Origin of the sequence: Allofournierella massiliensis (assembly GCF_964241245.1) — a bacterium.
GTDB lineage: Bacteria > Bacillota > Clostridia > Oscillospirales > Ruminococcaceae > Allofournierella > Allofournierella massiliensis.
In genome coordinates, this window is record NZ_CAXSWZ010000027.1 from 21764 (window position 1) to 44754 (window position 22991).

27 protein-coding genes, 1 tRNA gene and 3 pseudogenes are annotated in these 22991 nt (G+C 53.5%); 8 read left to right on the top strand and 23 right to left on the bottom strand.

Annotation, left to right across the window (positions count from 1 at the left end; all coding sequences use genetic code 11):
* The first annotated feature begins 161 nt into the window (after positions 1 to 161).
* From ACESYO_RS12920 to ACESYO_RS12930, 3 genes are all read left to right on the top strand, one after another.
* Positions 162 to 1553 (top strand): Sapep family Mn(2+)-dependent dipeptidase, encoded by a 1392-nt coding sequence (locus tag ACESYO_RS12920; RefSeq protein ID WP_058962615.1) that lies wholly within the window; start codon positions 162 to 164, stop codon positions 1551 to 1553.
* 115 nt (positions 1554 to 1668) lie between these two features.
* Positions 1669 to 2229 carry a TetR/AcrR family transcriptional regulator gene (locus tag ACESYO_RS12925; RefSeq protein ID WP_058962614.1) on the top strand — a complete coding sequence of 187 codons (561 nt, stop codon included), beginning with the start codon at positions 1669 to 1671 and terminating at the stop codon, positions 2227 to 2229.
* A 104-nt stretch (positions 2230 to 2333) separates the two neighbouring features.
* On the top strand, positions 2334 to 2753 hold the full coding sequence (locus tag ACESYO_RS12930) for a DUF2871 domain-containing protein (protein WP_373210337.1): 420 nt from the start codon (positions 2334 to 2336) through the stop codon (positions 2751 to 2753).
* Positions 2754 to 2826: 73 nt separating this feature from the next.
* Here ACESYO_RS12930 and ACESYO_RS12935 read toward each other — a convergent pair whose 3' ends face one another.
* Both ACESYO_RS12935 and ACESYO_RS12940 read right to left on the bottom strand, forming a co-directional pair.
* Positions 2827 to 4026, bottom strand: a complete 1200-nt coding sequence (locus tag ACESYO_RS12935) for a coenzyme F420-0:L-glutamate ligase (RefSeq protein WP_058962612.1) — start codon at positions 4024 to 4026, stop codon at positions 2827 to 2829.
* A 247-nt stretch (positions 4027 to 4273) separates the two neighbouring features.
* On the bottom strand, positions 4274 to 5755 hold the full coding sequence (locus ACESYO_RS12940) for a DUF1846 domain-containing protein (protein WP_373210335.1): 1482 nt from the start codon (positions 5753 to 5755) through the stop codon (positions 4274 to 4276).
* 216 nt (positions 5756 to 5971) lie between these two features.
* Here ACESYO_RS12940 and ACESYO_RS12945 point away from each other — a divergent pair.
* Positions 5972 to 6048: transfer RNA gene (locus ACESYO_RS12945), tRNA-Val, on the top strand.
* 207 nt (positions 6049 to 6255) lie between these two features.
* Positions 6256 to 6525 (top strand): hypothetical protein, encoded by a 270-nt coding sequence (locus ACESYO_RS12950; protein ID WP_373210333.1) that lies wholly within the window; start codon positions 6256 to 6258, stop codon positions 6523 to 6525.
* A gap of 301 nt (positions 6526 to 6826) precedes the next feature.
* Here ACESYO_RS12950 and ACESYO_RS12955 read toward each other — a convergent pair whose 3' ends face one another.
* The 3 genes from ACESYO_RS12955 to ACESYO_RS12965 form a co-directional block, all read right to left on the bottom strand.
* Entirely contained in the window at positions 6827 to 7096 is a 270-nt protein-coding gene (locus tag ACESYO_RS12955) for a type II toxin-antitoxin system RelE family toxin (protein WP_443983746.1), read from the bottom strand.
* On the bottom strand, positions 7093 to 7311 hold the full coding sequence (gene relB / locus ACESYO_RS12960; RefSeq protein WP_058962610.1) for a type II toxin-antitoxin system RelB family antitoxin: 219 nt from the start codon (positions 7309 to 7311) through the stop codon (positions 7093 to 7095). The genes ACESYO_RS12955 and relB overlap by 4 nt, the downstream gene beginning before the upstream one ends.
* Before the next feature lie 211 nt (positions 7312 to 7522).
* Positions 7523 to 7723: a hypothetical protein gene (locus tag ACESYO_RS12965; RefSeq protein ID WP_373210331.1), complete on the bottom strand. Its 201-nt coding sequence runs from the start codon at positions 7721 to 7723 to the stop codon at positions 7523 to 7525.
* Between the two features lie 256 nt (positions 7724 to 7979).
* Here ACESYO_RS12965 and ACESYO_RS12970 point away from each other — a divergent pair, with 256 nt between their 5' ends.
* On the top strand, positions 7980 to 8198 hold the full coding sequence (locus ACESYO_RS12970; RefSeq protein ID WP_058962608.1) for a helix-turn-helix domain-containing protein: 219 nt from the start codon (positions 7980 to 7982) through the stop codon (positions 8196 to 8198).
* A gap of 401 nt (positions 8199 to 8599) precedes the next feature.
* On the opposite strand, the gene ACESYO_RS12975 is transcribed toward ACESYO_RS12970, so the two are convergent.
* The 16 genes and pseudogenes from ACESYO_RS12975 to ACESYO_RS13050 all read right to left on the bottom strand — a co-directional run bounded on the left by ACESYO_RS12975 (position 8600) and on the right by ACESYO_RS13050 (position 19392).
* Positions 8600 to 9004: a type II toxin-antitoxin system HicB family antitoxin gene (locus ACESYO_RS12975; RefSeq protein ID WP_373210329.1), complete on the bottom strand. Its 405-nt coding sequence runs from the start codon at positions 9002 to 9004 to the stop codon at positions 8600 to 8602.
* A gap of 47 nt (positions 9005 to 9051) precedes the next feature.
* Positions 9052 to 9249 (bottom strand): type II toxin-antitoxin system HicA family toxin, encoded by a 198-nt coding sequence (locus ACESYO_RS12980; RefSeq protein ID WP_337575914.1) that lies wholly within the window; start codon positions 9247 to 9249, stop codon positions 9052 to 9054.
* Between the two features lie 322 nt (positions 9250 to 9571).
* The gene (locus ACESYO_RS12985; RefSeq protein WP_373210327.1) at positions 9572 to 9916 is read right to left on the bottom strand and encodes a type II toxin-antitoxin system PemK/MazF family toxin; all 345 of its coding nucleotides are present in this window, start codon (positions 9914 to 9916) and stop codon (positions 9572 to 9574) included.
* A complete protein-coding gene (locus ACESYO_RS12990; RefSeq protein ID WP_373210325.1) occupies positions 9910 to 10149 on the bottom strand; it encodes an AbrB/MazE/SpoVT family DNA-binding domain-containing protein in 240 nt (79 codons plus the stop codon). The genes ACESYO_RS12985 and ACESYO_RS12990 overlap by 7 nt, the downstream gene beginning before the upstream one ends.
* A complete protein-coding gene (locus ACESYO_RS12995) occupies positions 10146 to 10556 on the bottom strand; it encodes a hypothetical protein (RefSeq protein ID WP_373211293.1) in 411 nt (136 codons plus the stop codon). The genes ACESYO_RS12990 and ACESYO_RS12995 overlap by 4 nt, the downstream gene beginning before the upstream one ends.
* 262 nt (positions 10557 to 10818) lie before the next feature.
* On the bottom strand, positions 10819 to 11901 hold the full coding sequence (locus ACESYO_RS13000; protein ID WP_373210348.1) for a hypothetical protein: 1083 nt from the start codon (positions 11899 to 11901) through the stop codon (positions 10819 to 10821).
* Between the two features lie 439 nt (positions 11902 to 12340).
* Positions 12341 to 12796: pseudogene (locus ACESYO_RS13005) on the bottom strand (hypothetical protein); the annotation flags it as partial.
* A 54-nt stretch (positions 12797 to 12850) separates the two neighbouring features.
* The gene (locus ACESYO_RS13010; protein WP_373210323.1) at positions 12851 to 14632 is read right to left on the bottom strand and encodes a type IV secretory system conjugative DNA transfer family protein; all 1782 of its coding nucleotides are present in this window, start codon (positions 14630 to 14632) and stop codon (positions 12851 to 12853) included.
* Between the two features lie 67 nt (positions 14633 to 14699).
* Entirely contained in the window at positions 14700 to 14876 is a 177-nt protein-coding gene (locus ACESYO_RS13015; RefSeq protein ID WP_373210321.1) for a hypothetical protein, read from the bottom strand.
* Between the two features lie 23 nt (positions 14877 to 14899).
* Positions 14900 to 15241, bottom strand: a complete 342-nt coding sequence (locus tag ACESYO_RS13020; RefSeq protein ID WP_373210319.1) for a ParB/RepB/Spo0J family partition protein — start codon at positions 15239 to 15241, stop codon at positions 14900 to 14902.
* A gap of 1 nt (position 15242) precedes the next feature.
* Positions 15243 to 16019 carry a ParA family protein gene (locus ACESYO_RS13025; protein ID WP_373210317.1) on the bottom strand — a complete coding sequence of 259 codons (777 nt, stop codon included), beginning with the start codon at positions 16017 to 16019 and terminating at the stop codon, positions 15243 to 15245.
* Between the two features lie 68 nt (positions 16020 to 16087).
* Positions 16088 to 16495 carry a DUF3846 domain-containing protein gene (locus tag ACESYO_RS13030; RefSeq protein ID WP_337575308.1) on the bottom strand — a complete coding sequence of 136 codons (408 nt, stop codon included), beginning with the start codon at positions 16493 to 16495 and terminating at the stop codon, positions 16088 to 16090.
* Positions 16496 to 16501: 6 nt separating this feature from the next.
* On the bottom strand, positions 16502 to 16801 hold the full coding sequence (locus ACESYO_RS13035; protein ID WP_373210314.1) for a hypothetical protein: 300 nt from the start codon (positions 16799 to 16801) through the stop codon (positions 16502 to 16504).
* 56 nt (positions 16802 to 16857) lie between these two features.
* On the bottom strand, positions 16858 to 17313 hold the full coding sequence (locus tag ACESYO_RS13040) for a hypothetical protein (protein WP_373210313.1): 456 nt from the start codon (positions 17311 to 17313) through the stop codon (positions 16858 to 16860).
* Between the two features lie 49 nt (positions 17314 to 17362).
* The gene (locus ACESYO_RS13045) at positions 17363 to 18508 is read right to left on the bottom strand and encodes a hypothetical protein (protein WP_373210311.1); all 1146 of its coding nucleotides are present in this window, start codon (positions 18506 to 18508) and stop codon (positions 17363 to 17365) included.
* Positions 18505 to 19392, bottom strand: coding sequence for a tyrosine-type recombinase/integrase (locus ACESYO_RS13050; RefSeq protein ID WP_337575315.1), 888 nt, complete (start codon positions 19390 to 19392; stop codon positions 18505 to 18507). Before ACESYO_RS13050 ends, ACESYO_RS13045 begins: the two co-directional genes overlap by 4 nt.
* 500 nt (positions 19393 to 19892) lie before the next feature.
* On the opposite strand from ACESYO_RS13050, the gene tnpA reads away from it, so the two are divergent.
* Positions 19893 to 20369, top strand: a complete 477-nt coding sequence (gene tnpA / locus ACESYO_RS13055) for an IS200/IS605 family transposase (protein ID WP_058966564.1) — start codon at positions 19893 to 19895, stop codon at positions 20367 to 20369.
* 142 nt (positions 20370 to 20511) lie between these two features.
* On the opposite strand, the pseudogene ACESYO_RS13060 reads toward tnpA, so the two are convergent.
* Together ACESYO_RS13060 and ACESYO_RS13065 are read right to left on the bottom strand one after the other, a co-directional pair.
* A pseudogene (locus ACESYO_RS13060) lies at positions 20512 to 22158 on the bottom strand (ABC transporter ATP-binding protein); the annotation flags it as partial.
* Positions 22145 to 22705: pseudogene (locus ACESYO_RS13065) on the bottom strand (ABC transporter permease); the annotation flags it as partial. The pseudogenes ACESYO_RS13065 and ACESYO_RS13060, both read right to left, overlap by 14 nt.
* Before the next feature lie 11 nt (positions 22706 to 22716).
* On the opposite strand from ACESYO_RS13065, the gene ACESYO_RS13070 reads away from it, so the two are divergent.
* Entirely contained in the window at positions 22717 to 22953 is a 237-nt protein-coding gene (locus ACESYO_RS13070; RefSeq protein WP_058962559.1) for a LysR substrate-binding domain-containing protein, read from the top strand.
* Positions 22954 to 22991: the final 38 nt, after the last annotated feature.

The following is a 22991-nucleotide window of genomic DNA, read 5'->3' on the forward strand; positions in this document are numbered from 1 at the left end:
CGAACAATCGAAGGGAGCTGCCCCGCAAGAGCCGGGGCGGCTCCCTTTTTGTGGCCCGGCGGCTTTTCAAATTCCAGAATCGTGGTATAATATCGAGTAAGAAATGACTCACTGCATGGCCGCCCTGCCGGCGGTGCTGCGGAGGGAAGGAGATAAAAGCTATGATCACAAAGGAACTGCGTGCCGCGGTGGATGCATTCGTGGCCGCCAATGAAGAAAACGTTGTGCGCGACATCAAGCGCCTGGTGGACATCAACAGTGTGGAGGGTACCCCGGAGCCGGGCAAGCCCTTTGGCGCCGGCCCCGCCGCTGCGCTGGACGAAGCACTGAAGATGGCCGCTGAGATGGGCCTGTCCACCAACAACTGCGAAGGCTACATGGGCTGGGCCGAGCTGCCCGGTGAGACCGACAAGCAGATTGCCACCATCACCCATCTGGATGTGGTGCCTCAGGGCAACGGCTGGACCGCCGATCCCTTCGACATGCAGGTGCGGGACGGCTGGATCATCGGCCGCGGTGTGGCCGACGACAAGGGCCCCAGCGTGCTGTGCCTGTATGCGCTGAAGTTCCTCAAGGAGCATAATGTGCCCCTGAAGTACGGCGTACGTGCGCTGCTGGGCGCCAACGAGGAGACCGGCATGGAGGACGTGGAGTACTATCTGAAGAACTACCCCGCCCCGGATTTCTGCTTCTCCCCGGACGCCGAGTTCCCGGTATGCAACGGTGAGAAGGGCGGCTTCAACGGCTATCTGGTTTCCAAGAAGCTGGAGAACGGCAACATTCTGGAGTTCACCGGCGGCGTGGCCCACAACGTGGTGCCGGATCGGGCTTCCTGCCTGGTAAAGGCGGACTTCGCTTCCCTGAGCGAGCGTGAGGGCATCACGCTGGAAGAGGAGAACGGCGCGGTGCGCATCCGCGGCTGGGGCAAGGGCGGCCATGCGGCCATGCCCCAGAACACCGTGAACGCCATCGGCCTGATTGTAAATTACCTGCTGGACAATCATCTGGTCACCGCCGATGAGGAGGAGTTCCTGACCTATCTGCGCAAGCTGCACAGCAACACCGACGGCAGCGGCGTGGGCATCGCCGCCAGCGACGACGCCTTCGACCCGCTGACCATCATCGGCGGCATGATCGAGCTGAAGGACGGCCGCCTGTGGCAGGATGTGGACAGCCGTTTCCCCACCAGCATCACCGGCGAGGAGATCAAGGCCCGGCTGGAGGCTGCCTCCGAGGGCTGCGCCACCGTGGAAGAGGCCACCTGGCGGGTGCCCTTCTACATCAGCGCCGACGCCGCGCCCATTCAGGCCCTGATTGAAACCTACAACGAGGTCACCGGCGAGGATGCCAAGCCCTTCACCATGGGCGGCGGCACCTACGCCCGCCACTTCCCCAAGGCGGTGAGCTTTGGCCCCGAGCGGCTGGATACCGTGCTGCCCGAGTTCGGCGGCCCCATGCACGGCGCCAACGAGGCGGCCAACATCGCCCAGCTGATGCAGGCGCTCAAGATTTACATTCTGGCGATCCTCAAGCTGGAGAGCATTGAGCTGTAACCCGGAAAACAGCCTTGCGGCCGGGGCGGTGAAAACGCCGCCCCGGCTTTTTGCTTGACAAGGCGGGGAAAAACCTGTATGATGAACAGTGTTCAAAATGAAAGGCAGGAGCGCCATGAATAAAGTGATCACATCCCGCGAGGAGCTGCTGGCCGCCAGCAAGAGCATTGCCGCCGGCCAGGGACTGGCCGCGCTGAACATGCGGGCGGTGGCTGCCGCCGCCAACGTGGCGGTGGGCTCGGTGTACAACTATTTCCCCAGCAAGGCGGAGCTGGTTACCGCCACGGTACAGGACATCTGGCGGGGCATCTTTCACGATGCGGGCAGCTGCACCCAGAGCGGGGATTTCTGCGCCTGTGTGGAATGGCTGTTTGCCAGCATCCGCACCGGAGCGGCGGAATATCCGGACTTTCTGCGGGCCCACATGAGCGGCTTTGCCGCCCAGGACCGGAAAAAGGCCCGGCAGGCCATGGAAGAAGCCTTCGGTCACATGCGTGCCAGCCTGGAGCAGGTGCTGGAGCGGGACGAAAAGGTTCGGCCGGATGCCTTCGGAGCGGACCTTGACCGGGAACAGTTCGTGGCCTTTGTGTTCTCCAGTCTGATGGCCGGCCTTGCCCGGGAGGAGACCGACTGCGCAACCCTGCTGGCGGTGATCCGGCGGGTGCTGTACGCATAAGCCAAAACGCGGCGCCGCCCCCGGCGGGAGCGGCGCTGCTTTGTAATAAAATCTGAACGATGTTCAAATAAAATGGGCCAATGGCCCGGAAAGAGGAAACCCCTATGAAAAAACTCATCAATACCGCGTTTGGCTACGCCATCGCCTCCATGGCCTTCGGCGTGTTCTATCGGGAATTCACCAAGTGGAACGGCTTTACCGGCAAGACCACACTGGCGGTGAACCATCTGCACCTGTTTGCACTGGGCACGGTGCTGTTTTTGGTCTTGGCGCTCTTCGCCAAGACCACCAGCCTGACCGCTCAGCCCATGTTCCGCCGTTTTTACGGCCTCTATAACGTGGCGCTGCCCTTCATGACCGTGATGTTCACGGTGCGGGGTGTTGTGCAGGTGCTGGGTACCGCGCTGAGCAGCGGGGCGGACGCTGCCATCAGCGGTATTGCGGGCATTGGCCATATTCTGATGGGCGTGTCCATCGTGATGCTGTTTCTGGCGCTGAAGGCCGTGGCCAAGACTGAAGAATAAGAAAAACAAAGAGAAAAAGCGGGCGGTTCCGAAAGGCTTCGGAACCGCCCGTTTTGCTGTGTGCGCGGAAAAATTACTTGGTGTAGTTGTCGAAGTAGCCCTGCACCAGAATGATGGGGGTGCCCTTGTCGCCGCTGCCGCTGGTCAGATCGCACAGGCTGCCGATCAGGTCGGTCAGGCGGCGGGGGGTGGTGCCCTGGCTGGCCATGTTGCCGGTCAGGCTTTCGGCCTTCTCGTCCTTCTCGCGGATGGCCTGAGAGATGGCATCCTTCAGCTCCTGGCCGGAGAGGTTGGCGAAGTCGTTGTCAGCCAGATACTTCAGCTTCAGCTCGTTGGGAGTGCCCTCCAGGCCGGCGGTGTAGCCGGGGGAGACCACGGGGTCGGCCAGCTCCCAGATCTTGCCCATGGGATCCTTGAAGGCGCCGTCGCCGTAGACCATTACCTCAACGTGCTTGCCGGTGGCGTCCAGAATCCGCTGCTGGATGTCGTCCACCAGCTCCTGGCAGTGGATGGGGAATAGCTTCACGGTCTCCTCGGTGGCCTTGTTGGAGCCCAGCAGGCCGTAGGAATCGTTGTAGCCGCTGCCATTCACGGGGGCAGTCATCAGTTCATCCAGGCTGAGTACCTTCTCGGCACCGGCGGCAAGCAGCAGCCGCTTGGTGCGCTTGCGGGTGTGAATGTCGCAGTTGAGTACATTTTTGGTGTAATCCAGAATGGCGCGGGGATTGTTGGCGAAGATGATCTCTGCCTCGGCGCCCGCCTCCTCGATCACGCTGCGGTAGTACTCCACATAATCCACACCGGTGAAGGTGTGCTTTTTGTAGCCGAACAGCTCCCGGTAGCGCTCTTCGCTGAGCACGTCGCTCCAGGGGTTCACGCCGGAGGCGTCCAGCTCATCCTCGCTGATCAGATGGTTGCCCACCTCGTCGGAGGGATAGCTGAGCATCAGTACCACTTTTTTGCAGCCGGCGGCGATGCCCTTCAGGCAGATGGCAAAGCGGTTGCGGCTCAGGATGGGGAAAATCACGCCCAGCGTGCCGCCGCCGAATTTCTCCTTCACATCCTGGGCGATGTTCTCCACCGAAGCATAGTTGCCCTGACTGCGGGCCACCACGGCCTCGGTTACGGCGATTACGTCCCGGTCGCGCAGGCAGAAGCCCTCGCTGTTTGCGGCGGACAGAACCGAGTCCACCACGATGTGGGCCAGGTCGTCGCCCTGACGGATGATCGGGGCGCGGATGCCCCGGGATACAGTGCCAACCAAACGTTCCATAAAAGCTGTCTCCTTCTTGCATTTCGTTTCGGCGCGCAGGGCGCGGGCGCCTGTGCGCGGGAATTCCTCTTTCATTATACGGGCCGGGCCGGGGCTTGTAAATGTTTTGGGGCAAAAAGGGTGCGCGGCGGCGCCGGAATAACGGGCATAGAGAGAAATTTTCCACACAGAAGGAGCCAATGTGTGGAAAACAAAACGCACCCCCGGAACGGATGCTTCGGGGGTGCGCTGTGCGTTGTTTATGAAATCAGAAGAACAGATCCTTGCCGGGGTACTTGGGCTCCATGGTGATGCGCAGGCCCAGCTTGCGCAGGGTGCCCTGGTCGCCGGAGTGGAGCATCTGGGTGGAGTGCATGTCGCAGTCCCGCAGCAGGGGCAGGGCGGCCATGGCCTTGGCGGCCACAGGCTCGGTGGCGGCGCTCACTGCCAGACCGGCCAGCACGTCGTCCACCTTCAGCACGCTGGAGCGGCTGCCCAGGTAGTCGATCTTCAGCCGCAGGATGGGCTCCAGCACCTCGGGACGGATCAGCAGCACGGAATCCTGAATGCCGGTGAGGGCCTTCAGACTGTTCAGCACGGTAGCGCTGCAGGCACTCATCAGGTCGCTGGCCTTGCCGGTTACGATGCGGCCGTCCGGCAGCTCGATGGCGGCGGCGGGCTGCTCGGTCTGGCGCATCTTGGCCAGAGCGGGAGCCACCACGGCGCGGCTTTCGGCGTTCACATCCAGCTGCTGCATGATGTTCTCGATCTTGTGCAGGCTGGCCTCGGTGGCCTTGCCCTGCTTCACATCGCAGGCAGCAGTGTAATAGCGGCGGAAGATTTCCTCGGTGGCGGCCTTGCGCACTACCTCGTCGTCAAAGATGGCGTAGCCGGCCATGTTCACGCCCATGTCGGTGGGGCTGCGGTAGAATTCCTTGTCGCCGGTGATGCGGCCCAGAATGTTCTGTACGATGGGGAAAGCTTCCACGTCCCGGTTGTAGTTGACGGTGGTCTTGCCGTAGGCTTCCAGATGGAAGGGGTCGATCATGTTCACGTCATCCAGGTCGGCGGTGGCAGCCTCGTAGGCCAGGTTGACCGGGTGCTTCAGGGGAATGTTCCAGATGGGGAAGGTCTCGAATTTGGCGTAGCCGGCCATCACGCCGCGCTTGTACTCATGATAAACCTGGCTCAGGCAGGTGGCCAGCTTGCCGCTGCCGGGGCCGGGGGCGGTGACCACCACCAGAGGCTTGGTGGTTTCCACATAGGGGTTGGAACCGTAGCCCTCGTCGCTGCAGATGTAGTCCACAGCCAGAGGATAGCCCTCGATGGGGCGATGGATGTAGTTCTTCACGCCGCGGCTGGTGAGCTTCTTGGAGAAGGCATCGGCAGCGCGCTGGCCGGTGTACTGGGTGATGACCACGCTGTTCACTTCGATGTCCATGGCGGTGATGTCGTCGATCAGACGCAGCACCTCCATGTCGTAGCTGATGCCCAGGTCGGCGCGCATCTTGGTCTTTTCAATGTCGCCCGCACTGATGCAGAAGATGATCTCGGCCTTGTCGCGCAGCTCGTGCAGCAGCCGGATCTTGCCGTTCACATCGAAGCCGGGCAGCACACGAGCGGCATGGTAGTCGTCGAACAGCTTGCCGCCGAACTCCAGATACAGCTTGCCCTGAAACTTTTCGATCCGGGCGAGAATGTTCTCGGTCTGCTTTTGGATATAAAGGTTGTTGTCGAATCCAATCTGCATAAATAGCCTCCTTCTCAGCGCGTGAACGCCTGATATGGCCGCCGGAAAGCCCGGCAGGCCCTTCCTTGTTTTTGTGATGTCCTCAACTAAAAAATGATACCATGCACCCGCGCTGAATGCAATAAAAAGGCGGGCAGCAGAGCAAAAATAATCGAAAAATTTTTCCCGAAACCCGTTGACTTTGTCAAGGCAGGATGGTATAATAACTTTCGTCGCGGAGGATTAGCTCAGCTGGTTAGAGTGCCTGCATCACACGCAGGAAGTCTGGGGTTCGAGTCCCTAATTCTCCACCATATAAAAGTGCAGGCCAATGCGTTGCAGGGATGCAGCGCATTGGCTAGCCTTTTATAAAGCTGAAATAACACTAATTGCCATCATGTGCTAAACGGTCTATCCGTTGCCTGCCTTACAGGCGTTGCACCATACCGGACGAGTTGGTATGCCCACAGCTTATAAAAAGCATTGGATTTGTAAACCCCACGCCAGCGGGGCGTCCTTCCGTGGGAAGTATCATTATGTGTTCCGTGCAACTGCCGCATTTGCTCATCATTGCCCGGCTTCGTTTCGGCATTCGTGTTTTGCAAAGCAATGTATGGCGTTTTCCAAGCTGGCCTTCTGCGCAGGGCAGAAACAACAATGCTTTAAGCGGTGTGTGTGACCGCATTAAAGACCTTGATGAAAAAGCTTCGCTTTCTTTTGGAAAGTATGCTTTGGTTTTTCAAGGTTCGGGTTTTTTACAAAACAAAAAAGAAGATACGCCCCAACTGTAAGCCGGGCAGGGCAAAACAGCAAGGGCGTAACTTCGCAAGGTTGACATTCTATCAAAATCCATGTTATGATACATGGGAAGAATGGCTCTCACAAGTCAGTCCGCTGTTTGCCGACAGCTACTGGCGCATGTCATTTACTCAGTGGGGACTGAGTAAATGACTGTGGGGGTTTTCTTTTTTATTTGGTAACACTCTAATTATAACACCCTATTTTTACCAATGCAATACTTTTTCTTGACCGAAAATAGGGTGAAATAATAGCAGATGGACAGGGTACGACCGATGGTCGTACCTTTTTTGATTATTGGTAAACCTCGCGTCGGTGGCCAACGGAGAGGGCTAAAATAATCAGTTCCTGATCTTGGATTTGACAGATCAGTCGGTAATCGCCAATGCGATACCGCCATTGGCCACTGCGGTTTGCTGCCAATGCTTTTCCGTGGCTCCTTGGATTTTCACAACCATCAAGATTTTTGCTGATCCACGAAAAAATCAGCTGACGAGTGTAACGATCCATTTTTTTGAGTTCTTTAAGCGCTCTTTCAGAATACACCACTTGATAATGCATCATAGATCCAGAAGCTCCCTTGCTTCACTATGAGTATATGTCTTTGGGTTTTTCAGATACTCATGGTATGCCTCGTCAGCAATGGCAATATCATATTCATCTTCGATCCGCTCAAAAAGCGCCTGCTTGAAAGCTTCGCCCAGCGACAAAGAATGAAGACGAGCATAGCTTTCGGCAAGAGCTTTTTCCTGTGCGTTCAGTCTAATTGAAAAGCTCATATTGTGCACCTCTCTTTCCGTAATACATTGTACTACGTTTTCCTTGGGATGTCAAGGGTATTGGGGGGGAAAGGGGAAGAGGTACGACCGATGGTAGTACCTGAGAAATCGGCCTGGAATGCAGTTCTATGGGTTTACAAAACAAAGAAAAAGGACTGGAATCAGTCGTTTAATCTCCCGGGCACCGGCCCGCCCGGGTGGGCTGTGTAAATCAGTTCCAGTCAAGAAACAGATTTGTGAGGTCTTCCCAATGCTCGGCAGTGAGAACCGACCGGACTGCTCGGCGATAATCCTTGTCAAAAAGGCCGCCGATTTCAGGATAATAACCGGTTTCCATGATGAAGTTTTTACAGCCCTTGCGTCCGAGTGCAGTGATTTTGGAGTCGATTGCGATTTTAATGGCAGTTGTCATAGTGGTTGCCTCCATTTTGTGTAAATGTTTGATATTCGTTCCTTCGCCTAGTGGGCGGCTCCTCTCTAGGTGGGCCCCGGCTGAATTCCACACTCCAACAGGTATGAACCTTATGTTTTTCTTGATTACATCTATATTATACACATTTTTTTATATCTTGTCAACGCTTTTTTATAAAATATTTTATATATAATAAACTTATAGTTTGACATTATATAAAGTTTGTTATATAATGACGAAAAGGAGGCTTATGTAAATGGATGTAAGAGAATACATAAAACTTTGCTGTGTAAAGCGTGGCGGGATCACCGAGGCCGAACTTGCCCGCCGGACGGGTCAAACCCCACAGAACATGAACAACAAGTACAAACGGAACACATTTAAGGTGTCCGAATTAGAAAGAGTGGCAGAAGCTCTTGATGCAGAATTGAAAATTGTATTCGTTGATAAAGCAAGTGGTGAACCGATTATATAAAAACGTGTATCTGATTCACATGAACGAAAAGCGGCTTGCCACCGCAAAAGAAGCAGAGGGTACGACCGATGATCGTACCCCCATTTTCAGAGTTCGCAATTATGCCCGCATAATTTGAATTGCCAAGATAATCGCATTTGCCAGCAGCAACAGTCGATCAATGAACATGACCTCGTACCTCCTTTGTAATACTGACCCTGATTATAATTACTTTTCGGGGCGAGTGTAACTAAAGGCAGAGTTACCACTCCAACTCATACCCCCAGGCAATTTCGGCAGATACCATACGGTGGGGAATAAAAAACAGGTACGACCGATGGTCGTACCTGAAGGAAGCAGTATCTGAGCAGCAGCCCAGGCAGCGGTCTGGTAGGGGTACGACCATCGGTCGTACCCCTTTTTTATCGGAGATGTAGTTGCTCTTTCAGGGCATCCTGGAGAACCTGGGAGAAATTGACTTGTCGCTCCAGAGCTGCGGCATTGAGCCATGCAGGAAGAGTCACTGTGCGGCTGACAGATCGGTTCACTTGTGCCATACGGATGGAGGGCATGTAAACATCAACCAATACGACTCGTTCATTTTCCTCCAATTTGACCAAAGGAAGGGGAGTGGGAGCAGGAATGTTCTCACCATCTTCTTCTAGGCCGTTCAATACGCATCCCAGCAGCTCCCTTGCGGACAGAAGTGCATCGTCCTCATTGGTTCCGCTGGTGGCACAGCCCAAATCGGGAAAGGAAACAGCGATTTCCTGCCCCTGTTCATAGGTGAAAACCGCAGGATAAAAATACCGCTCTACTTTTTTCATGGTAACACTCCTTTCTGGCGGTACTATATAGGGAGAGGGGGTCGGGATTACCGAAATAGTAACCCCGACTGTTTCTCAATGCTGTCGAGTGTTTTTCGGGGAATGTCTTTGTCAGGATGTTTTAAAGTGACACGCCCCGGTTTGATTGGATGCTTGAATTGATGGTGGCTACCAACAACATTCACTTCATACCAACCGTCTTCTTTCAGCAGTTTGAGAACTTCTCTGGAAGAATAACTTCGCATCAGATTCCCTCCTGACATTTCATATTATGACACATATAATTATATGTGTCAACTTGTTTCGCCTAATATTCTGGATAAAAGATTACCCCGAATTTTGTGTGTTTTACTAGTAGACGATACCTAAAATAGACGGAGGGGGGGGACGACCATTGGTCGTACCCCCCCTCCTATTTTTACATTATGCCCGCATGATCTGAATCAACAAGATGATCGCGTTGGCCAAGATCAATGCTCTATCGATCAGCATACCAAGACACCTCCTTTGTGGTGGGGATGCCTTAATTTTCTTTGATTTTCGGGGTAACACAAGCGAAAACTTTCTTTACCGCTCCAACCCATACCCCCAGGCAATTTCCGCAGATACCACACTGATGACCTGCCTTAAAATATCATCAGGTAGCTGCTCTACTACATGGTAGGTGCGCTTGCGCAAATCCAGTGATTTCACATGTTCGCACATAATCACGCCTGTTGTTTTTGTTCGGTCATCCAGAGGAATGTGTAGCGGGAAGTTGTTTACGGTGTTTGTAATGGGACAAACGATGGATAGGCGGCTTTTCTGATTGAAAATCTCGTTACTGATAACAACAGCCGGTCGATAACCGGCTGTTTCGCATCCCACCTGAGGGCAAAAATTGATTTTGATGATACTACCTTGTGTTACCATAATTCGTCTCCAGTGGGCTGGCCCCAGTCAATTTCGTTGGGCACATAATCGCCTTCATAATCTTTAAATAATTCTCCTATGGTTTTTCCGCATTTTGACGGCTCCAAGATAATCTTTCCGCCTTCAACATAGATGTTGAGTTCTGCGCCTTCGTGCCAATGGAGAGCGGCTAGTAGTTCTTTGGGGATTTTGATTGCAGGATCATTTTCCCATTTTCCAATGTGGGTTGTCATAATAAGACTCCTTTCGATGAGGGGAATAAAAACAGGTACGACCATCGGTCGTACCTGCGGAAAGCGGCATCTAAGCAGCGGCCCGGGCAGTGGTCTGCCGGGGTACGACCGATGGTCGTACCTGAAGAAAGCAGCATCTGAGCAGCGGCCCGGGCAGTGGTCTGCCGGGGTACGACCGATGGTCGTACCTGCGGAAAGCGGCATCTGAGCAGCGGCTCGGGCAGTGGTCTGCCGGGGGTACGACCGATGGTCGTACCTGAAGAAAGCAGCATCTGAGCAGCTGCCCGGGCAGTGGTCTGCCGGGGGTACGACCGATGGTCGTACCTGAAGAAAGCAGCATCTGAGCAGCTGCCCGGGCAGCGGTCTGCGGGGGTACGACCGATGGTCGTACCTGCGGAAAGCGGCATCTGAGCAGCGGCCCGGGCAGTGGTCTGCGGGGGTACGACCGATGGTCGTACCTGCGGAAAGCGGCATCTGAGCAGCGGCCCGGGCAGTGGTCTGCCGGGGTACGACCGATGGTCGTACCTGTGGAGAACAGCATCTGAGCAGCAGCCTGGGCAGCGGTTTGCTGGGGGTACGACCGATGGTCGTACCTGTAGAGAGCAGCATCTGAGCAGCAGCTTGGGCAGCGGTCTGCCGGTGGTACGACCGATGGTCGTACCTGCTTCGTTATGGTTCAATGAGCGGGTTCCAGAGCTGCCTTGCCCGATCAAGAGATTGCTGCATCCACTGGTAGCGATATTGCAGAAAGTCAATGGCAGTCTGCTTATCCACCTTGCAGGGAATCACTTCTGCCAGCGCGGCAATTTCGCCTGGAGCCAGTGGGGGGAGGGAGAGCGGAACCCGGTAAAACAGAATCAGGTTCTGCCAGTCACGAAGAAAGTCTGAACCTGATTCTCGATTCGGAATACCAAGAGCCAGAAGGGATAGGTTATTGTCATAATTCGGGGCCAAGGACAGAATCGATCCTGTGTTCACATCCCGTAAAATGCCGAAATTGTCGGCGTGTCGGTCTGCATTGTAAATCAGTGCATCCAGCGTCACCATCTGTGCATACTCCATTGCCAGTCCGGGAGAAATTTGAGCAAGCCGCTGGTAGTTGTCGATGTGCTGGTCGGAGCGCAGGCCCAGACCTCTCGCCGTTTCAAAATTTACAGTGGCTCCGGCAGTGAAATCTCTGGTACGGATCGTCTGTTCATCTACAAATTCGTAATGTGCCATACAAAAGCCAAGTCGTTTTCCCAGCGAATAGGCCATCAGCTCAGAGAAGATGTTTTCTGGTTTGCCATGCTTATACAGCCACCAGCCATCCGGCTCCTTTTTCCAGCATTTTTCGAAGCTGCCGGTGTTGGTCAGCTCCGGGGTTCGGCTCACCGGGCCGCTGAAATCATTGACACTGGGGCCATTTAGTGCGAATTCCCAATAAGCGTTTTCCTGGAAACAGATGTCCCGATAGGTAAGAGAGCTGCCTTCTGCTTTGAGCCAGTAGGTGTCCGTGATCGTGGCTCCTTCCACGCGAAAGGAGAGCCATTCCGCGCCGTTATCCTCTATGCGCAGTGCCCGGCGCAGCAGCCGTGCGTTTGTTCGGCTGTGACAGTCCATCGCCCGGCGCTGAAGCCATTCTTCCAGCGTACCGTGGTTTGCGAAATGAAAGGGCAGCAGCTCTTCGCGCAGTGGATTGCATTTGCCCTGGGAAAATTGCGCAACCGGGAGATCGCGGCTCATTAAGTACCCGTCGAATTGCAGACTCATGGCAGTCACTCCTTTTCTGATTAGTATACCACACCCGACAGAACGCTGCTGCATTTTTTGACGGAACAAAAAAGAAAAAGGGCGCGGGTGAGCGGGCCCGCCGAAGTGCCCGCAGTGAGTCACATTCTATCGGTTTACTCTCAGCTATTGGTTTGGATAACTCTTTCTTTTGTTTCGTAAGCTGGGTGGGTATAGGCTTATTGTACAGATTTTGACACACCCATATCAAACAAAAACTCAGTCCAGTTTGCCACTTGACTTTCATCAACATAGGGGATACAATGAAAGTGTCGAATGTGGCGTTCGACAAGGGTATGATTTGGGCGTTTCGGGTAGTACAGGCCGGAGCGCCCTTTCTTTTTGCTTTTTTTGCAAAGAGGGCGACAAGATAAAGGTTGTGCTTTCCTGCCCACCGGCGGGCCTTGCGCAGCAGACCGGCCAGAATAAGTGTTTTCAGTGTTGTACAGATCGTCCCGCAGGCCAAGCCGACCATGATACTAAGGCGGCGGATCGAAGGGAAGGCCCTGCCGTTCTTTCCCCGGAAGGAGAGCATGGCGGCGTAAACCACAAAGGCAGATGCGGGAAGCTGCATGGTGAAGCTGTTGCAGGGGACAGCGATCCATCGGCCATCCAGGCGAGACAGCTGATACAGGCAGGCTCGATAAGTGCCATCGGTTTTATACTGGTTTTTCTTCTCAATCAGTTCCAAAGCAATCAGCTCGCGGATGCAGCGATCCACAGTGGTGCGGGACAGATTGCAAATCTGGGCCAGACGGCCCATGCGCACAGAGGCCCGACCATCCGCAGCGGTACAGCAGGACATCGCGCAGTATACTTTGTAGGCGCTGGGGGAAAGATCGTACCCAAACAGTGCAACGGGAATTTTGGCAAACATAGTATTCTCCTTCAGAAAGCGGGAGGTGCCTTATGCACCTCCCGCTTTGGGCTTTTAATCAAACATTCCAGGGGATAGATCATAGGACATCGCCCCTGTTCTTGCTCGGATGCTGGCTGAGTCAGTCACAAGGATGTTTTCGTATTCCAGTTCCGACCGCGCCGGTTCTGGTAGCGAGGGAAGATAAGCCCAACAACCAGGGGGCTTAATTTTTAAGGGGTGCTGACCGCCCTTGATGATGATGAACTCCCCAGCGGGCATTGTAATCAAATCGCTTACAGACATAAGCGCCCGGCCAACCAGGCTGCGTGTGGAGCTGCTTTTGCCCTGCTGGCGGCTGTTTGAGCCGGTCAGAATTGTTTCCTGTCCCAGTATTTTAGACAGCTGCTCGGCTGTCTGGAGTGCGGCAGGCGAAACAAAGGATGTAATCAGTGTCTGATTGGTTCCTTCGATGATTCGGCTGATTGTTTTATTGTAGTGCTTTTCGAGTTGTCCGAAGTCCTGCAGGGCGATCAGGAGCCGACCTCCACGACTTCGGATGGCTGCGGACAAGGCATCATAGTTTTGGATGGGGGGTTGCTGGCCGAACTCGTCCAGGAGCAGTAGGACGGGACGGGGCAACTTGCCGGAATACTCTTTCTCGGCAAGTTCGATCACATCATCCATCAGACTGCGGGTCAACAGGCTGGACATGAAGTGACGGGTGGGATTCTCGTCCGGGCTGATAAGAAAAATAGCCGTCGGCTGTTCTGCAAAGCGGCGGCTGTCAAAAGCATCGTCGTGACCGCACAAGACTTGCTCCAGTTCAGCATCGATGAATTTGACCAGCTTGCCCAGGGCAGAGCTGAAGATATTCATGGATGTTCTCATATCTGCGCCGGTAGCAGGCCCGGAGTAATAGCGGATTCGCTTGTTCTCAATGAACTCCAGTAATTCATCCAGCTTGTTTTTCTGAGGCCCCATGAGCATACCGCCATTTTCGGATTGTCCATTCAATTCTAGGATCAGATTAAATACACTGATGATATGCCTGGCACGGGCTGGAGCGTATTCAGATACCATAAGGATAATGCCAATCAGAAGACCTCGCGCCGTTTCGTTGAAATAGTCTCCGCTGTCAGATTTGACCTCTGTGCTGCTGTCGATCAGCTGGTTTGCAAGCTGCTTTGCATATCGTTCAGCTTTGCCGTATTGCATAGCCCGCTCCATTCGGTCATTGCTGGCTTTGTACCGGTCAATGGCTATATTGACATTGTTCAAAAGATTGTATCGACTGGACAGTAGGATGTTACGCAGATCAAGTGTAGGAGTGCGGTAGCCGGATTGCTGAAGGTCGGCAGCGGTTTCTCGATACAGCTCGCCTTTGCAGTCCATAATAAGCAGGCTCGGCCCATGACCGCTGGTATTGCGATTAACGGCTGCATTATATCGAATTGTTGGAATTATAATACGCCGGGTCTTGCCTGCGCCAGGAGGGGCCAGGAGACAGGTGTTGTGGTCTGAAGCATCTACCTGCCACTGGTTCCCTTCAAAGCCGTATACAAAGCCTGGAGTCTGTTCCCGGCCTTTCCCGACGAATAAATAGGTCTCTTTTTTCTCTGTTTCGTTGGCCCACCGAGCCTTTCCGTGCTGGCCATTTCCGGCTGTACTGTCCTTTACATTGATTGGTGGCGTCCGTAGCGCAAGCCAGGCCAGGAGCAGAATTCCGATACCGATGAAAAGTAGTAGAAGGAACATAGGACGGTGAGTGCTGGGAATGACGCGGAGAACAAAAACAAGAAGTACAAACAGAAAAATCGCAACCAGTGAACGCAGTAATAATCTTCGGATTTTCATGTGGGTTTCCTTTTCTGATGTTTAAATGTTCGTGGGGAAGCATCTGAGCTGAATATACCGACCCCCTTTACAGGTTCATTAGAAAATTTTCGGAAATCTCTGCGGTACGGGGAAGATTTTTTGACTGGCGCTGAGTTTGCTGCGCCGGTTCAGGTTGCTGCGGAGCGATCTCATTGAGCTGGGCGGTGATGCGATCTTTGGCATAGATGAATTGCTTGGCAAGTCGATTCAGGGATTCATCCATCTTGAAAGCGGGATTTTGGCAGGCTAGACCAGGGCGGGGATCGTGGTCAATCCGGCTTGTCGTGCGGCAGTGCTGCGCCTGTGACCGGCCAAAATCTCATATCGCCCATCCGGCTTGTTCCGCACCACAATGGGCTGTAGAACACCCATTACCTTGATGCTTTCAGCCAGCCAGTCGATGTCTTCCTGCGACATGTGATAACGATGCTGCTCAGGATGGTCATCCAGCATGGACAATGCCAATGGCTGCACCGGTTGGGTGGAACCACCAATCAATGTGAGCAGTGTGTTTTGAGCTGCGGCAGAGGTACGACCATCGGTCGTACCACGCGCGGCTTTGGTGAAATTGAAATTTTTTCCTGCCATTTTACTTTCCCTCCCGGTTCAGAAATTCATCCACCATAGCAGTGTACTGGCTGCCGATCACGCTGCGGCGCAGTGCCAGGCAGCTGTGCCCGGTAGCGGTGGAGTCAGCGGCCTCGATCAACCGGGAAATTTCCGTGTTATAGGTGAGGCCGGGATAGTCGCTGCGCAATGCTTCACATACTGCGGTAGACTGATTTGTGCGGTCTACCATAGTGGGCAGGATGCCATTGATCCGGAGCTGACCACCGGTTACATTCGCAACGTTTTCGATGGCCTGCTGGAGCATTTCAAGCCCCATCAGAGCGGCCATCTGGGCTTGTACGGGGATAATGACCTCGCTGCTTACCACAAGTGCGTTGGTCAGCAGCAGGCCCAGACTGGGCGGGCAGTCGATCAAGACGTAATCGTAATGCTCAGTGGGAAGCTGCTGTAAAATCCGCTGCAAGACCTGTTCGCGGTACATGGTAGTGACCAGGTAAATATCAGCGGCAGCCAGAGTCACATTGGCTGCGATATAGTCCATTCCTTCTTCGTGATGACAGATTGCCATGGAAAGCTGATCTTCACTGAGTCTTCCGCTGTTTGCCATAGACTGCATCAGATCGCCCGTAGTAGGAGTATCGCCCTCCCAGCCCATAAAGGTGGACAAGTGCCCCTGTGGGTCAAAGTCGATGCACAGAACCGATTTGCCGCGTTTGACCAGAGCTGCGGCCATGTTGATGACGGTAGTGCTTTTGCCAACTCCACCTTTTTGATTTGCAATAGATACGATTTTCATTTTGATTTCCTGCCTTTCTTTTATCTGTTTGGTAATATAGAAACAGGTACGACCATCGGTCGTACCTGTTACGGTGTGGGTGCTTGTTCCATCCCATTATGGGTGATCCATTGATACTGCTGCGGGGTGACAGGCATTCCGGCAAGTTGTAACGGTTCCCTGGAGTTACGCACCAAAATCTGAGGATCATGCAGAGCTTTTTCGTATTTTTCCATCAGTTCAGGGCTGAGGGAGACAAAATTGTCTTCCCCAATGCCTGCCAAAAAGAAATTCCCAACAATCGGATGATAAGGATCGACCATTCGATTGAACGGAAGTTTTAACAGCAGCCCTTCATCGTTTGCGACGAGCGCTACTGGATCGTTGAAAGGGTAAGTGGCGGTAATCCATCCGCCAACAAGCTGTTGCATTTCCTCTAAGGTGTCAACTGAAACGGAACGAGGATATTTTCCAGGTTCAAAGAGCAATACATCCATTTTTAGTCAGCCTCCTAAAAAGATATTGAGCTGTGCCATGCTCTCCACAATTTTGTCCATCAGTAGAGCTCGGGTGTCAGGGTAAACCAGTGCAGCCAGGCCGATCAAAGCAAGTGCGGCAATTGTGGCACTGGCGGCGAAACGTATTACCTGCCCAAACGCCTTCAAAACAATACGAAGAGAATTTGTGAAAATGTTTTTTCGCTCTACAATGACGGTGTTTGGATCATTGATCCCATAAGTTTGGCGCAGAGATGCTTGTTGCTGGTGCAGATTCCAGGCAGCCCGCAGACGATTGTTTTTCATGATTTCATGATTCCCCCAAAAAGAAACAGGTACGACCGATGGTCGTACCTGCAAGGTTACCGAGAAAGAAACGCTTCGCGCATTTTTTCTGTTTCGAGATAGAACTGCATGGTCTGACGCAATGGTGCATCACTGAACACAAATTCTCCTCTTTCGATCTCAAACGAGAGCTTGCCGCCGACTACGCCTATTGCCTGCAATGCGCAGATATAATGCGGAGCGGGCAGCTGAGACAGAAGCCAGTAGGGATTTTCCGGGCAGGAGCTATGTCCCGAAAAAAGATTGTGAGCAACAGATAACAGGTGCTGATCGGGGGCGGAAAGGTGGCGTTTGCTTTGCCGCATTTTAGGAAAGTTGATCCCATCGTCTGTGATCATGCCAGGTTTGGACGCAAGGGAGTAAAGCTCTTCATCGAAAGACAGAACAAAAAATGCTGCGGCGTACTGGTGATCCTTTGGCGCGGTTTGTTCGTTCAGTGCTAAAAGCTGTTGATACCGTTCAACGTGTGTCATGGTTCATTCCTCCTTGTTAAGGTACGACCGACGGTCGTACCTGCGTTGTTCATTGCTTTTTCTTCTTCCGATTGAAAAGGAAGCGCAGTCCTTTTTCTTTTGTTTGAGCAGGAGATGGGCCAGGGCAATCAACCAATGCGGAATAGATTTCATCGGCACCGGAATAGCTGAAATAATCAGGGGCGTATGGAGCAAAATAGGTTTTATCTGCGCTCTCTGCCATTTGCTCTCGCACCGATGTTTCATCAGCTGACGGAACAAAAGAAAAAATGTAGCGCAAGCTTCCATCGTCATCCTCGAACACAGCGGGAAGCTGGGCGCTTTCCCAGGGCTTCGTACCGGCAACCATAATCTTTACGTCTTTTTCCCAAAAGGAGACCGGCTCAAGAATATCTTGATAGGGGCCGTAATCGCAAATTACATAATCATATTCACTGCGGGCCTGCATGAGCAGCTTGCCATTGGTGATGATGTGCTGGCCCTGGATCGTGAACTCATGTCCGTTGATCCGGTCACAGGATTCGTAGATATCTAATAGCTGCTCCATTTTTCCGCTGCTGCACATATCCAGATAAGCGCAGCTGTAATCTTTTGCGCGAAGATAGAGCAGAAGCTGGAGGGCCTGGGTTGTAGTACCGATCCGGGGACTTGCACCAGCAACGGCAACCGTAACGGCTTTCGTCGCAGGGCGGGGAGGCTTTTTTATTGCCATGGCCTTGCCTGCTACAATATCTACCTGAGATGGGGGGAGAATGGGAGGAGACGATACAACTTGTTCTTCCATCATTTCAGACGGGGGAGAGAAGCTGCCTTCGTCGGTTCCAAGCAGCAGCAGTTGGCTTATCCTGGCCTTCATGGCAGTGCCACCTTGCAGAAAGATATTTTCCCGATCTATTCCCAATGCGAGAAGGTCACGCATGAGGCGGCTATCCGGCATATACCCATTTGCAAGGATCAGCCAGCAATAGCTGGTTGTGTTCATCAGCCGAGACAACAGTTCTAACGGCACATCGGCATTCTGATGGATGTAGTCTATATCCATCAGAATGTGAGTGAAGGCGGTATCACCTTCCAGTGCTTTACGAATTTCGCTTGGGCTACGAGCGGCGATGTGCCGAATATCATAGTTTCCACGAAAATTAAGCATGGAAACCTGCCGGTATACGGATGGATCGGATATGATACCTAATATCATGAGCTTACCTCCCTCGTGTTGTTATCGAAATACTGTGTGATCTTTTTTGCTTCAATGCGGAAGTCAGAAACATCACTTCGGATATATCGGTCAGATGTGAATTTGAAATCTACATGGCCGATCATTTTTGTCAAAAGCTCCTCTTTGACTCCTGCACGGTAGGCAAGGGTTGCAAATGTACACCGCGTTGAATAGGGCTTCAGCCGCCTGGGGTTATCTGGCGGGTTGATGCCTAATACCTGCAAACAGATGTAGAATTTTCGAGTTCTCCAATTTTGAAGATTCATACGTTTTCCGTTTGGGCTTGGAATTAAATATCCACTATCGGGGATATGGAGGTAGAAGTCTAAAATGAAGGGCCAGATGGTATCTGAAATAGGGACAATCCGGTTCTTTCCAGCCTGTGTTTTTGACCCGGAAATGAAGTAGCGATCATTGATGTTGACGCTTTCTCGTTTTATTTTAAATAATTCTTCAGGACGCCACCCAGTAAAACAGAGAATTAAGATGATTCGGGCGGTCTCGCTATGCTCGTCGCCGGAATACGCACAGTCCATAAGCAGCTGAAGCTCCCGCATAGTGAATGCCTGATAGGGTGTGCTGCTTTTTCCATCAAGCTCCAAATATTCAGCGTAATTGATGTGGATCAGCCCGGAAAGCATTGCTCTCTTGCATAATTGGCTGATGAGCTGCTGGATTTTCTCTTGATGCGAGCGTGATAGGTGGCGTTGGCTATCAATAATTTCTTGATAATCTTCCAGTGTTATGGAAGACATTTCTCTATTGCTCAGAGGAAAAAGAAATCGCCAGGCATTTTCATACCCGGCGATTCCTTTTGTACTTAATCTTCGGTAGTGCTGGCGGCTCCATTGTTTGTAGATCATGCCTAGTGTGATTTGAATTGTTTTCTTTTGGTTCCAGCCGCAACAAGTGCAGAACTGACCGGTAGGCACCGTGTTTCTGCAATTAATACAAATCATTAGCAAACCTCCTAAATTATGGTAATTACTAGCATATAGGGGTTTGGGTAAAAACCAGCCATTTAATGGAAAATGTTAACAAAAAATTAACCTATTGAAGAGGTGGAGTTATGACTATCTGCATCACACGCAGGAAGTCTGGGGTTCGAGTCCCTAATTCTCCACCAAAAGCCCACAGGTTATGCCTGTGGGCTTTCTTTATGTTTCGATAAAGAAAACGCCCGCGTCCGCCAAGCGTTGTGCTCGGCGAATGCGGGCGTTTTGGTTTGTTTGCTTAAGTGTAAAGACAACCCCCGGCTAGGCCGGGGAGTGTAAAAGAAATTATATAATGAAAAAAGACCTACTGGTAGAAAAGAGTTGCGGTCGGCCAACTGCAACAATAAAGAACCAGGAGGTCTTTTAACATGAGAGAAAAAGATATCGAAAGCTTGCAGCATACGACTTGGAGATGCCAGTATCATGTAGTATTTGCGCCTAAATACCGTCGGATGGCGATATACGGACAAATCAAAAAAGATATTGGCCAAATATTGAGAAAGCTGTGTGAGCAAAAAGGGATAGAGATTATCGAAGCACAAGCCTGCCCGGATCACATTCATATGCTGCTGAGTATTCCGCCAAAGTATAGTGTATCACAAATTATGGGATATCTCAAAGGGAAGAGTAGTCTGATGATTTTCGATCGCCATGCCAGTTTAAAATACAAATATGGAGATCGGCATTTTTGGGCACGAGGATATTTTGTAGATACGGTAGGGCGGAATAAAAAGCAGATACAAGAATACATCAAACGGCAACTGGAAACAGACCAGATAGCGGATCAGATGAGTTTGAAGGAGTTCATAGACCCGTTTACGGGTAGCAAGAATACCAAGGCATAAAAAAGCCCCTTAAGGGGCCCGCCATGAGTCAGCAATGCAGTTGGCCGACCCATTCGTGGCCCCTTGAGGGGCGTTGTCTGTATTATGCCCTTCTAGGGCTTACTCAAGCCCCCGGCTTTGCCGGGGGTCCTGACTATGGGGGTTATGCCCCTATGGCGTTGCCGGTGTACAGTTGATAGTAGCGGCCCTTCTGGGCGATCAGCTGGTCGTGATTGCCCCGCTCGATGATGCGGCCCTGCTCCAGTACCATGATGCAGTCGGCGTTCTTTACGGTGGAAAGCCGGTGGGCGATCACGAAGGTGGTGCGGCCGGTCATCAGCGCATCCATGCCCTGCTGCACCAGCGCTTCGGTGCGGGTGTCGATGCTGCTGGTGGCTTCGTCCAGAATCAGCACCGGCGGGGCCGCTACCGCGGCCCGGGCGATGGCCAGCAGCTGCCGCTGGCCCTGAGAAAGATTCGAGCCGTCGCCGGTGAGCAGGGTGTTATACCCCTCGGGCAGATGGCGAATGAACCGGTCGGTCCCGGCCAGCTTTGCGGCGGCGATGCACTCCTCGTCGGAGGCATCCAGCCGGCCGTAGCGGATGTTTTCCAGCACGGTGCCGGTGAACAGATGGGTGTCCTGCAGCACCATGCCCAGGCTGCGGCGCAGGTCGGCCTTTTTGATCTTGTTGATGTTGATGCCGTCGTAGCGGATCTTGCCGTCCGCAATGTCGTAAAAGCGATTGATCAGGTTGGTGATGGTGGTTTTGCCCGCGCCGGTGGAGCCCACGAAGGCGATCTTCTGGCCGGGGGTGGCGAACAGGTCGATCTCGTGCAGCACCAGCTTGCGCTCGTCGTAGCCGAAGTCCACATGGTTGAACACCACATCGCCCTGCAGCCGGGTGTAGGTGAGGGTGCCGTCGTGGTGGGGGTGCTTCCAGGCCCACAGGCCGGTGCGCTCGGCGCACTCGGTGAGGGTGCCGTCCGCGTTTTCCTTCGCGTTTACCAGCGTCACATAGCCCTTGTCCTCCTCGGGCTGCTGATCCATCAGGTCGAACACACGCTGGGCACCTGCCATGGCCATGACCACGCTGTTCAGCTGCTGGCTGATCTGGGTGACCGGCTGGGTGAAGTTCTTGTTCAGGGTCAGAAAGGAGACCAGCGCGCCCAGGGTCAGCGCCGCGCCTGCCACTGCGCACAGCACATAGCTGATGTTGCCCAGGTTTGCGTTTACGGGCATCAGGATGTTGGCGAACTTGTTGGCGTTGTCGGCGCTCTGGCGCAGCTGTTCGTTCAGCTGGCGGAAACCCTCCAGGCTTTTTTCCTCATGGCAGAATACCTTGACCACCTTCTGGCCGTCCATCATCTCTTCAATGTAGCCGTTCACCCGGCCAAGGTCCTTCTGCTGGCGGGCGAAGTAGGTGACGGAACGGCCGCCCAGTTTGGAGGCGGCAAAGAGCATCACGCCCACCATCACCAGCGTGATCAGGGTCAGGGGGATGTTCAGTGCCACCATGCTCACGAAGGTGGCGGCAATGGTCACGCCGGAGTTGATCATCTGGGGCAGGCTCTGGCTCATCAGCTGGCGCAGGGTGTCCACGTCGTTGGTGTAAACGGACATGATGTTGCCGTGGGCATTGGTATCAAAGTAGCGGATGGGCAGAGACTCCATGCGGGTGAACAGCTCCACGCGCAGCCGCCGCATGGTACCCTGACTGATGGTGACCATGATGCGGTTGTAGCCGTAGGCGCACAGGATACCCACCGCGTAAACGCAGGCCAGCGAGACAAGCGCCCGGGCCAGCGGGGCTGGTGATGTCCGGGGTTTCGGTGAGCACCTCAGCGATGCGGTGGGCGCTGGCGGCGCTCATGGTCACCATGACGAACACCATCGAAAGCATCATCAGCGACATCAGTACACCCATCACATAGCTGAACAGAGAGGTGAGCTCGCCGGTGGTCAGGCTGCCGGCCACCACAAAATGGGCGCCGAACCAGGACAGGGCAATGATGCAGCCGTAAACCACCAGCATCATCACCGGGTTGTTGAAGGCCAGCAGACCCTCGGCCTTCACAAACAGGTTATACAGGTTCTGGGCGGCCTTGGTGAACTTTTCGGTCTCGTGCTCCTCCCGCACGTATGCCTTCACCACCCGGATGGCGCTCACATTTTCCTGCACGCTGGCGTTCAGGTCGTCGTACCGGCGGAATACCTGATCGAAGATGGGAATGGTGCGCCGCATGATGAAGATCAGCGCCGCGCCCAGAACCACGATGGCTGCCAGAAATACCAGACTCAGCCGCAGGTTGATGAAAAAGCACATGGCCATGCAGCAGATCAGCATCAGCGGAGCGCGCGCCGGGCGAGTTGTTCTTCGGCGAGTCGCCGGAGGCGGTGATCACGCTGGTGAAGGCCGGGTTCGGTCTTGCGGTGATGCCCCGGCTGTTAACCCCTCCGGACCCGGAACTGGTGCTGCGGCCTCTGGCGGGGGTGGAGCCGCTGTCCTTCGGAATATATTACAAGAGCCTGAAGGGCAACCCGGTGCTGCGGCAGTTTGTGGCGCTGATGCGCCGGTACCACAGCGGGCAGGAAGAGGGAAAATAAAAAGAACCGGCGGGCGGTATCCTATGGATACCGCCCGC

What these genes read in the sequence shown, in the direction of transcription:
- ACESYO_RS12955 (WP_443983746.1), bottom strand. Translation starts at nt 7,096, where the DNA reads ATGATGCATTATCAAGTGGTGTATTCTGAAAGAGCGCTTAAAGAACTC.
- ACESYO_RS13015 (WP_373210321.1), bottom strand. Translation starts at nt 14,876, where the DNA reads ATGGATGAATCCCTGAATCGACTTGCCAAGCAATTCATCTATGCCAAA.
- tnpA (WP_058966564.1), top strand. Translation starts at nt 19,893, where the DNA reads ATGAGAGAAAAAGATATCGAAAGCTTGCAGCATACGACTTGGAGATGC.
- ACESYO_RS12985 (WP_373210327.1), bottom strand. Translation starts at nt 9,916, where the DNA reads ATGGTAACACAAGGTAGTATCATCAAAATCAATTTTTGCCCTCAGGTG.
- ACESYO_RS13010 (WP_373210323.1), bottom strand. Translation starts at nt 14,632, where the DNA reads ATGAAAATCCGAAGATTATTACTGCGTTCACTGGTTGCGATTTTTCTG.
- ACESYO_RS13025 (WP_373210317.1), bottom strand. Translation starts at nt 16,019, where the DNA reads ATGAAAATCGTATCTATTGCAAATCAAAAAGGTGGAGTTGGCAAAAGC.
- ACESYO_RS12990 (WP_373210325.1), bottom strand. Translation starts at nt 10,149, where the DNA reads ATGACAACCCACATTGGAAAATGGGAAAATGATCCTGCAATCAAAATC.
- ACESYO_RS12980 (WP_337575914.1), bottom strand. Translation starts at nt 9,249, where the DNA reads ATGCGAAGTTATTCTTCCAGAGAAGTTCTCAAACTGCTGAAAGAAGAC.
- ACESYO_RS13045 (WP_373210311.1), bottom strand. Translation starts at nt 18,508, where the DNA reads ATGATATTAGGTATCATATCCGATCCATCCGTATACCGGCAGGTTTCC.
- ACESYO_RS12930 (WP_373210337.1), top strand. Translation starts at nt 2,334, where the DNA reads ATGAAAAAACTCATCAATACCGCGTTTGGCTACGCCATCGCCTCCATG.
- relB (WP_058962610.1), bottom strand. Translation starts at nt 7,311, where the DNA reads ATGAGCTTTTCAATTAGACTGAACGCACAGGAAAAAGCTCTTGCCGAA.
- ACESYO_RS12970 (WP_058962608.1), top strand. Translation starts at nt 7,980, where the DNA reads ATGGATGTAAGAGAATACATAAAACTTTGCTGTGTAAAGCGTGGCGGG.
- ACESYO_RS13040 (WP_373210313.1), bottom strand. Translation starts at nt 17,313, where the DNA reads ATGACACACGTTGAACGGTATCAACAGCTTTTAGCACTGAACGAACAA.
- ACESYO_RS13030 (WP_337575308.1), bottom strand. Translation starts at nt 16,495, where the DNA reads ATGGATGTATTGCTCTTTGAACCTGGAAAATATCCTCGTTCCGTTTCA.
- ACESYO_RS12925 (WP_058962614.1), top strand. Translation starts at nt 1,669, where the DNA reads ATGAATAAAGTGATCACATCCCGCGAGGAGCTGCTGGCCGCCAGCAAG.
- ACESYO_RS13035 (WP_373210314.1), bottom strand. Translation starts at nt 16,801, where the DNA reads ATGAAAAACAATCGTCTGCGGGCTGCCTGGAATCTGCACCAGCAACAA.
- ACESYO_RS13000 (WP_373210348.1), bottom strand. Translation starts at nt 11,901, where the DNA reads ATGAGTCTGCAATTCGACGGGTACTTAATGAGCCGCGATCTCCCGGTT.
- ACESYO_RS12965 (WP_373210331.1), bottom strand. Translation starts at nt 7,723, where the DNA reads ATGACAACTGCCATTAAAATCGCAATCGACTCCAAAATCACTGCACTC.
- ACESYO_RS13050 (WP_337575315.1), bottom strand. Translation starts at nt 19,392, where the DNA reads ATGATCTACAAACAATGGAGCCGCCAGCACTACCGAAGATTAAGTACA.
- ACESYO_RS12995 (WP_373211293.1), bottom strand. Translation starts at nt 10,556, where the DNA reads ATGCCGCTTTCCGCAGGTACGACCATCGGTCGTACCCCCGCAGACCGC.
- ACESYO_RS12920 (WP_058962615.1), top strand. Translation starts at nt 162, where the DNA reads ATGATCACAAAGGAACTGCGTGCCGCGGTGGATGCATTCGTGGCCGCC.
- ACESYO_RS12940 (WP_373210335.1), bottom strand. Translation starts at nt 5,755, where the DNA reads ATGCAGATTGGATTCGACAACAACCTTTATATCCAAAAGCAGACCGAG.
- ACESYO_RS13020 (WP_373210319.1), bottom strand. Translation starts at nt 15,241, where the DNA reads ATGGCAGGAAAAAATTTCAATTTCACCAAAGCCGCGCGTGGTACGACC.
- ACESYO_RS12935 (WP_058962612.1), bottom strand. Translation starts at nt 4,026, where the DNA reads ATGGAACGTTTGGTTGGCACTGTATCCCGGGGCATCCGCGCCCCGATC.
- ACESYO_RS12975 (WP_373210329.1), bottom strand. Translation starts at nt 9,004, where the DNA reads ATGAAAAAAGTAGAGCGGTATTTTTATCCTGCGGTTTTCACCTATGAA.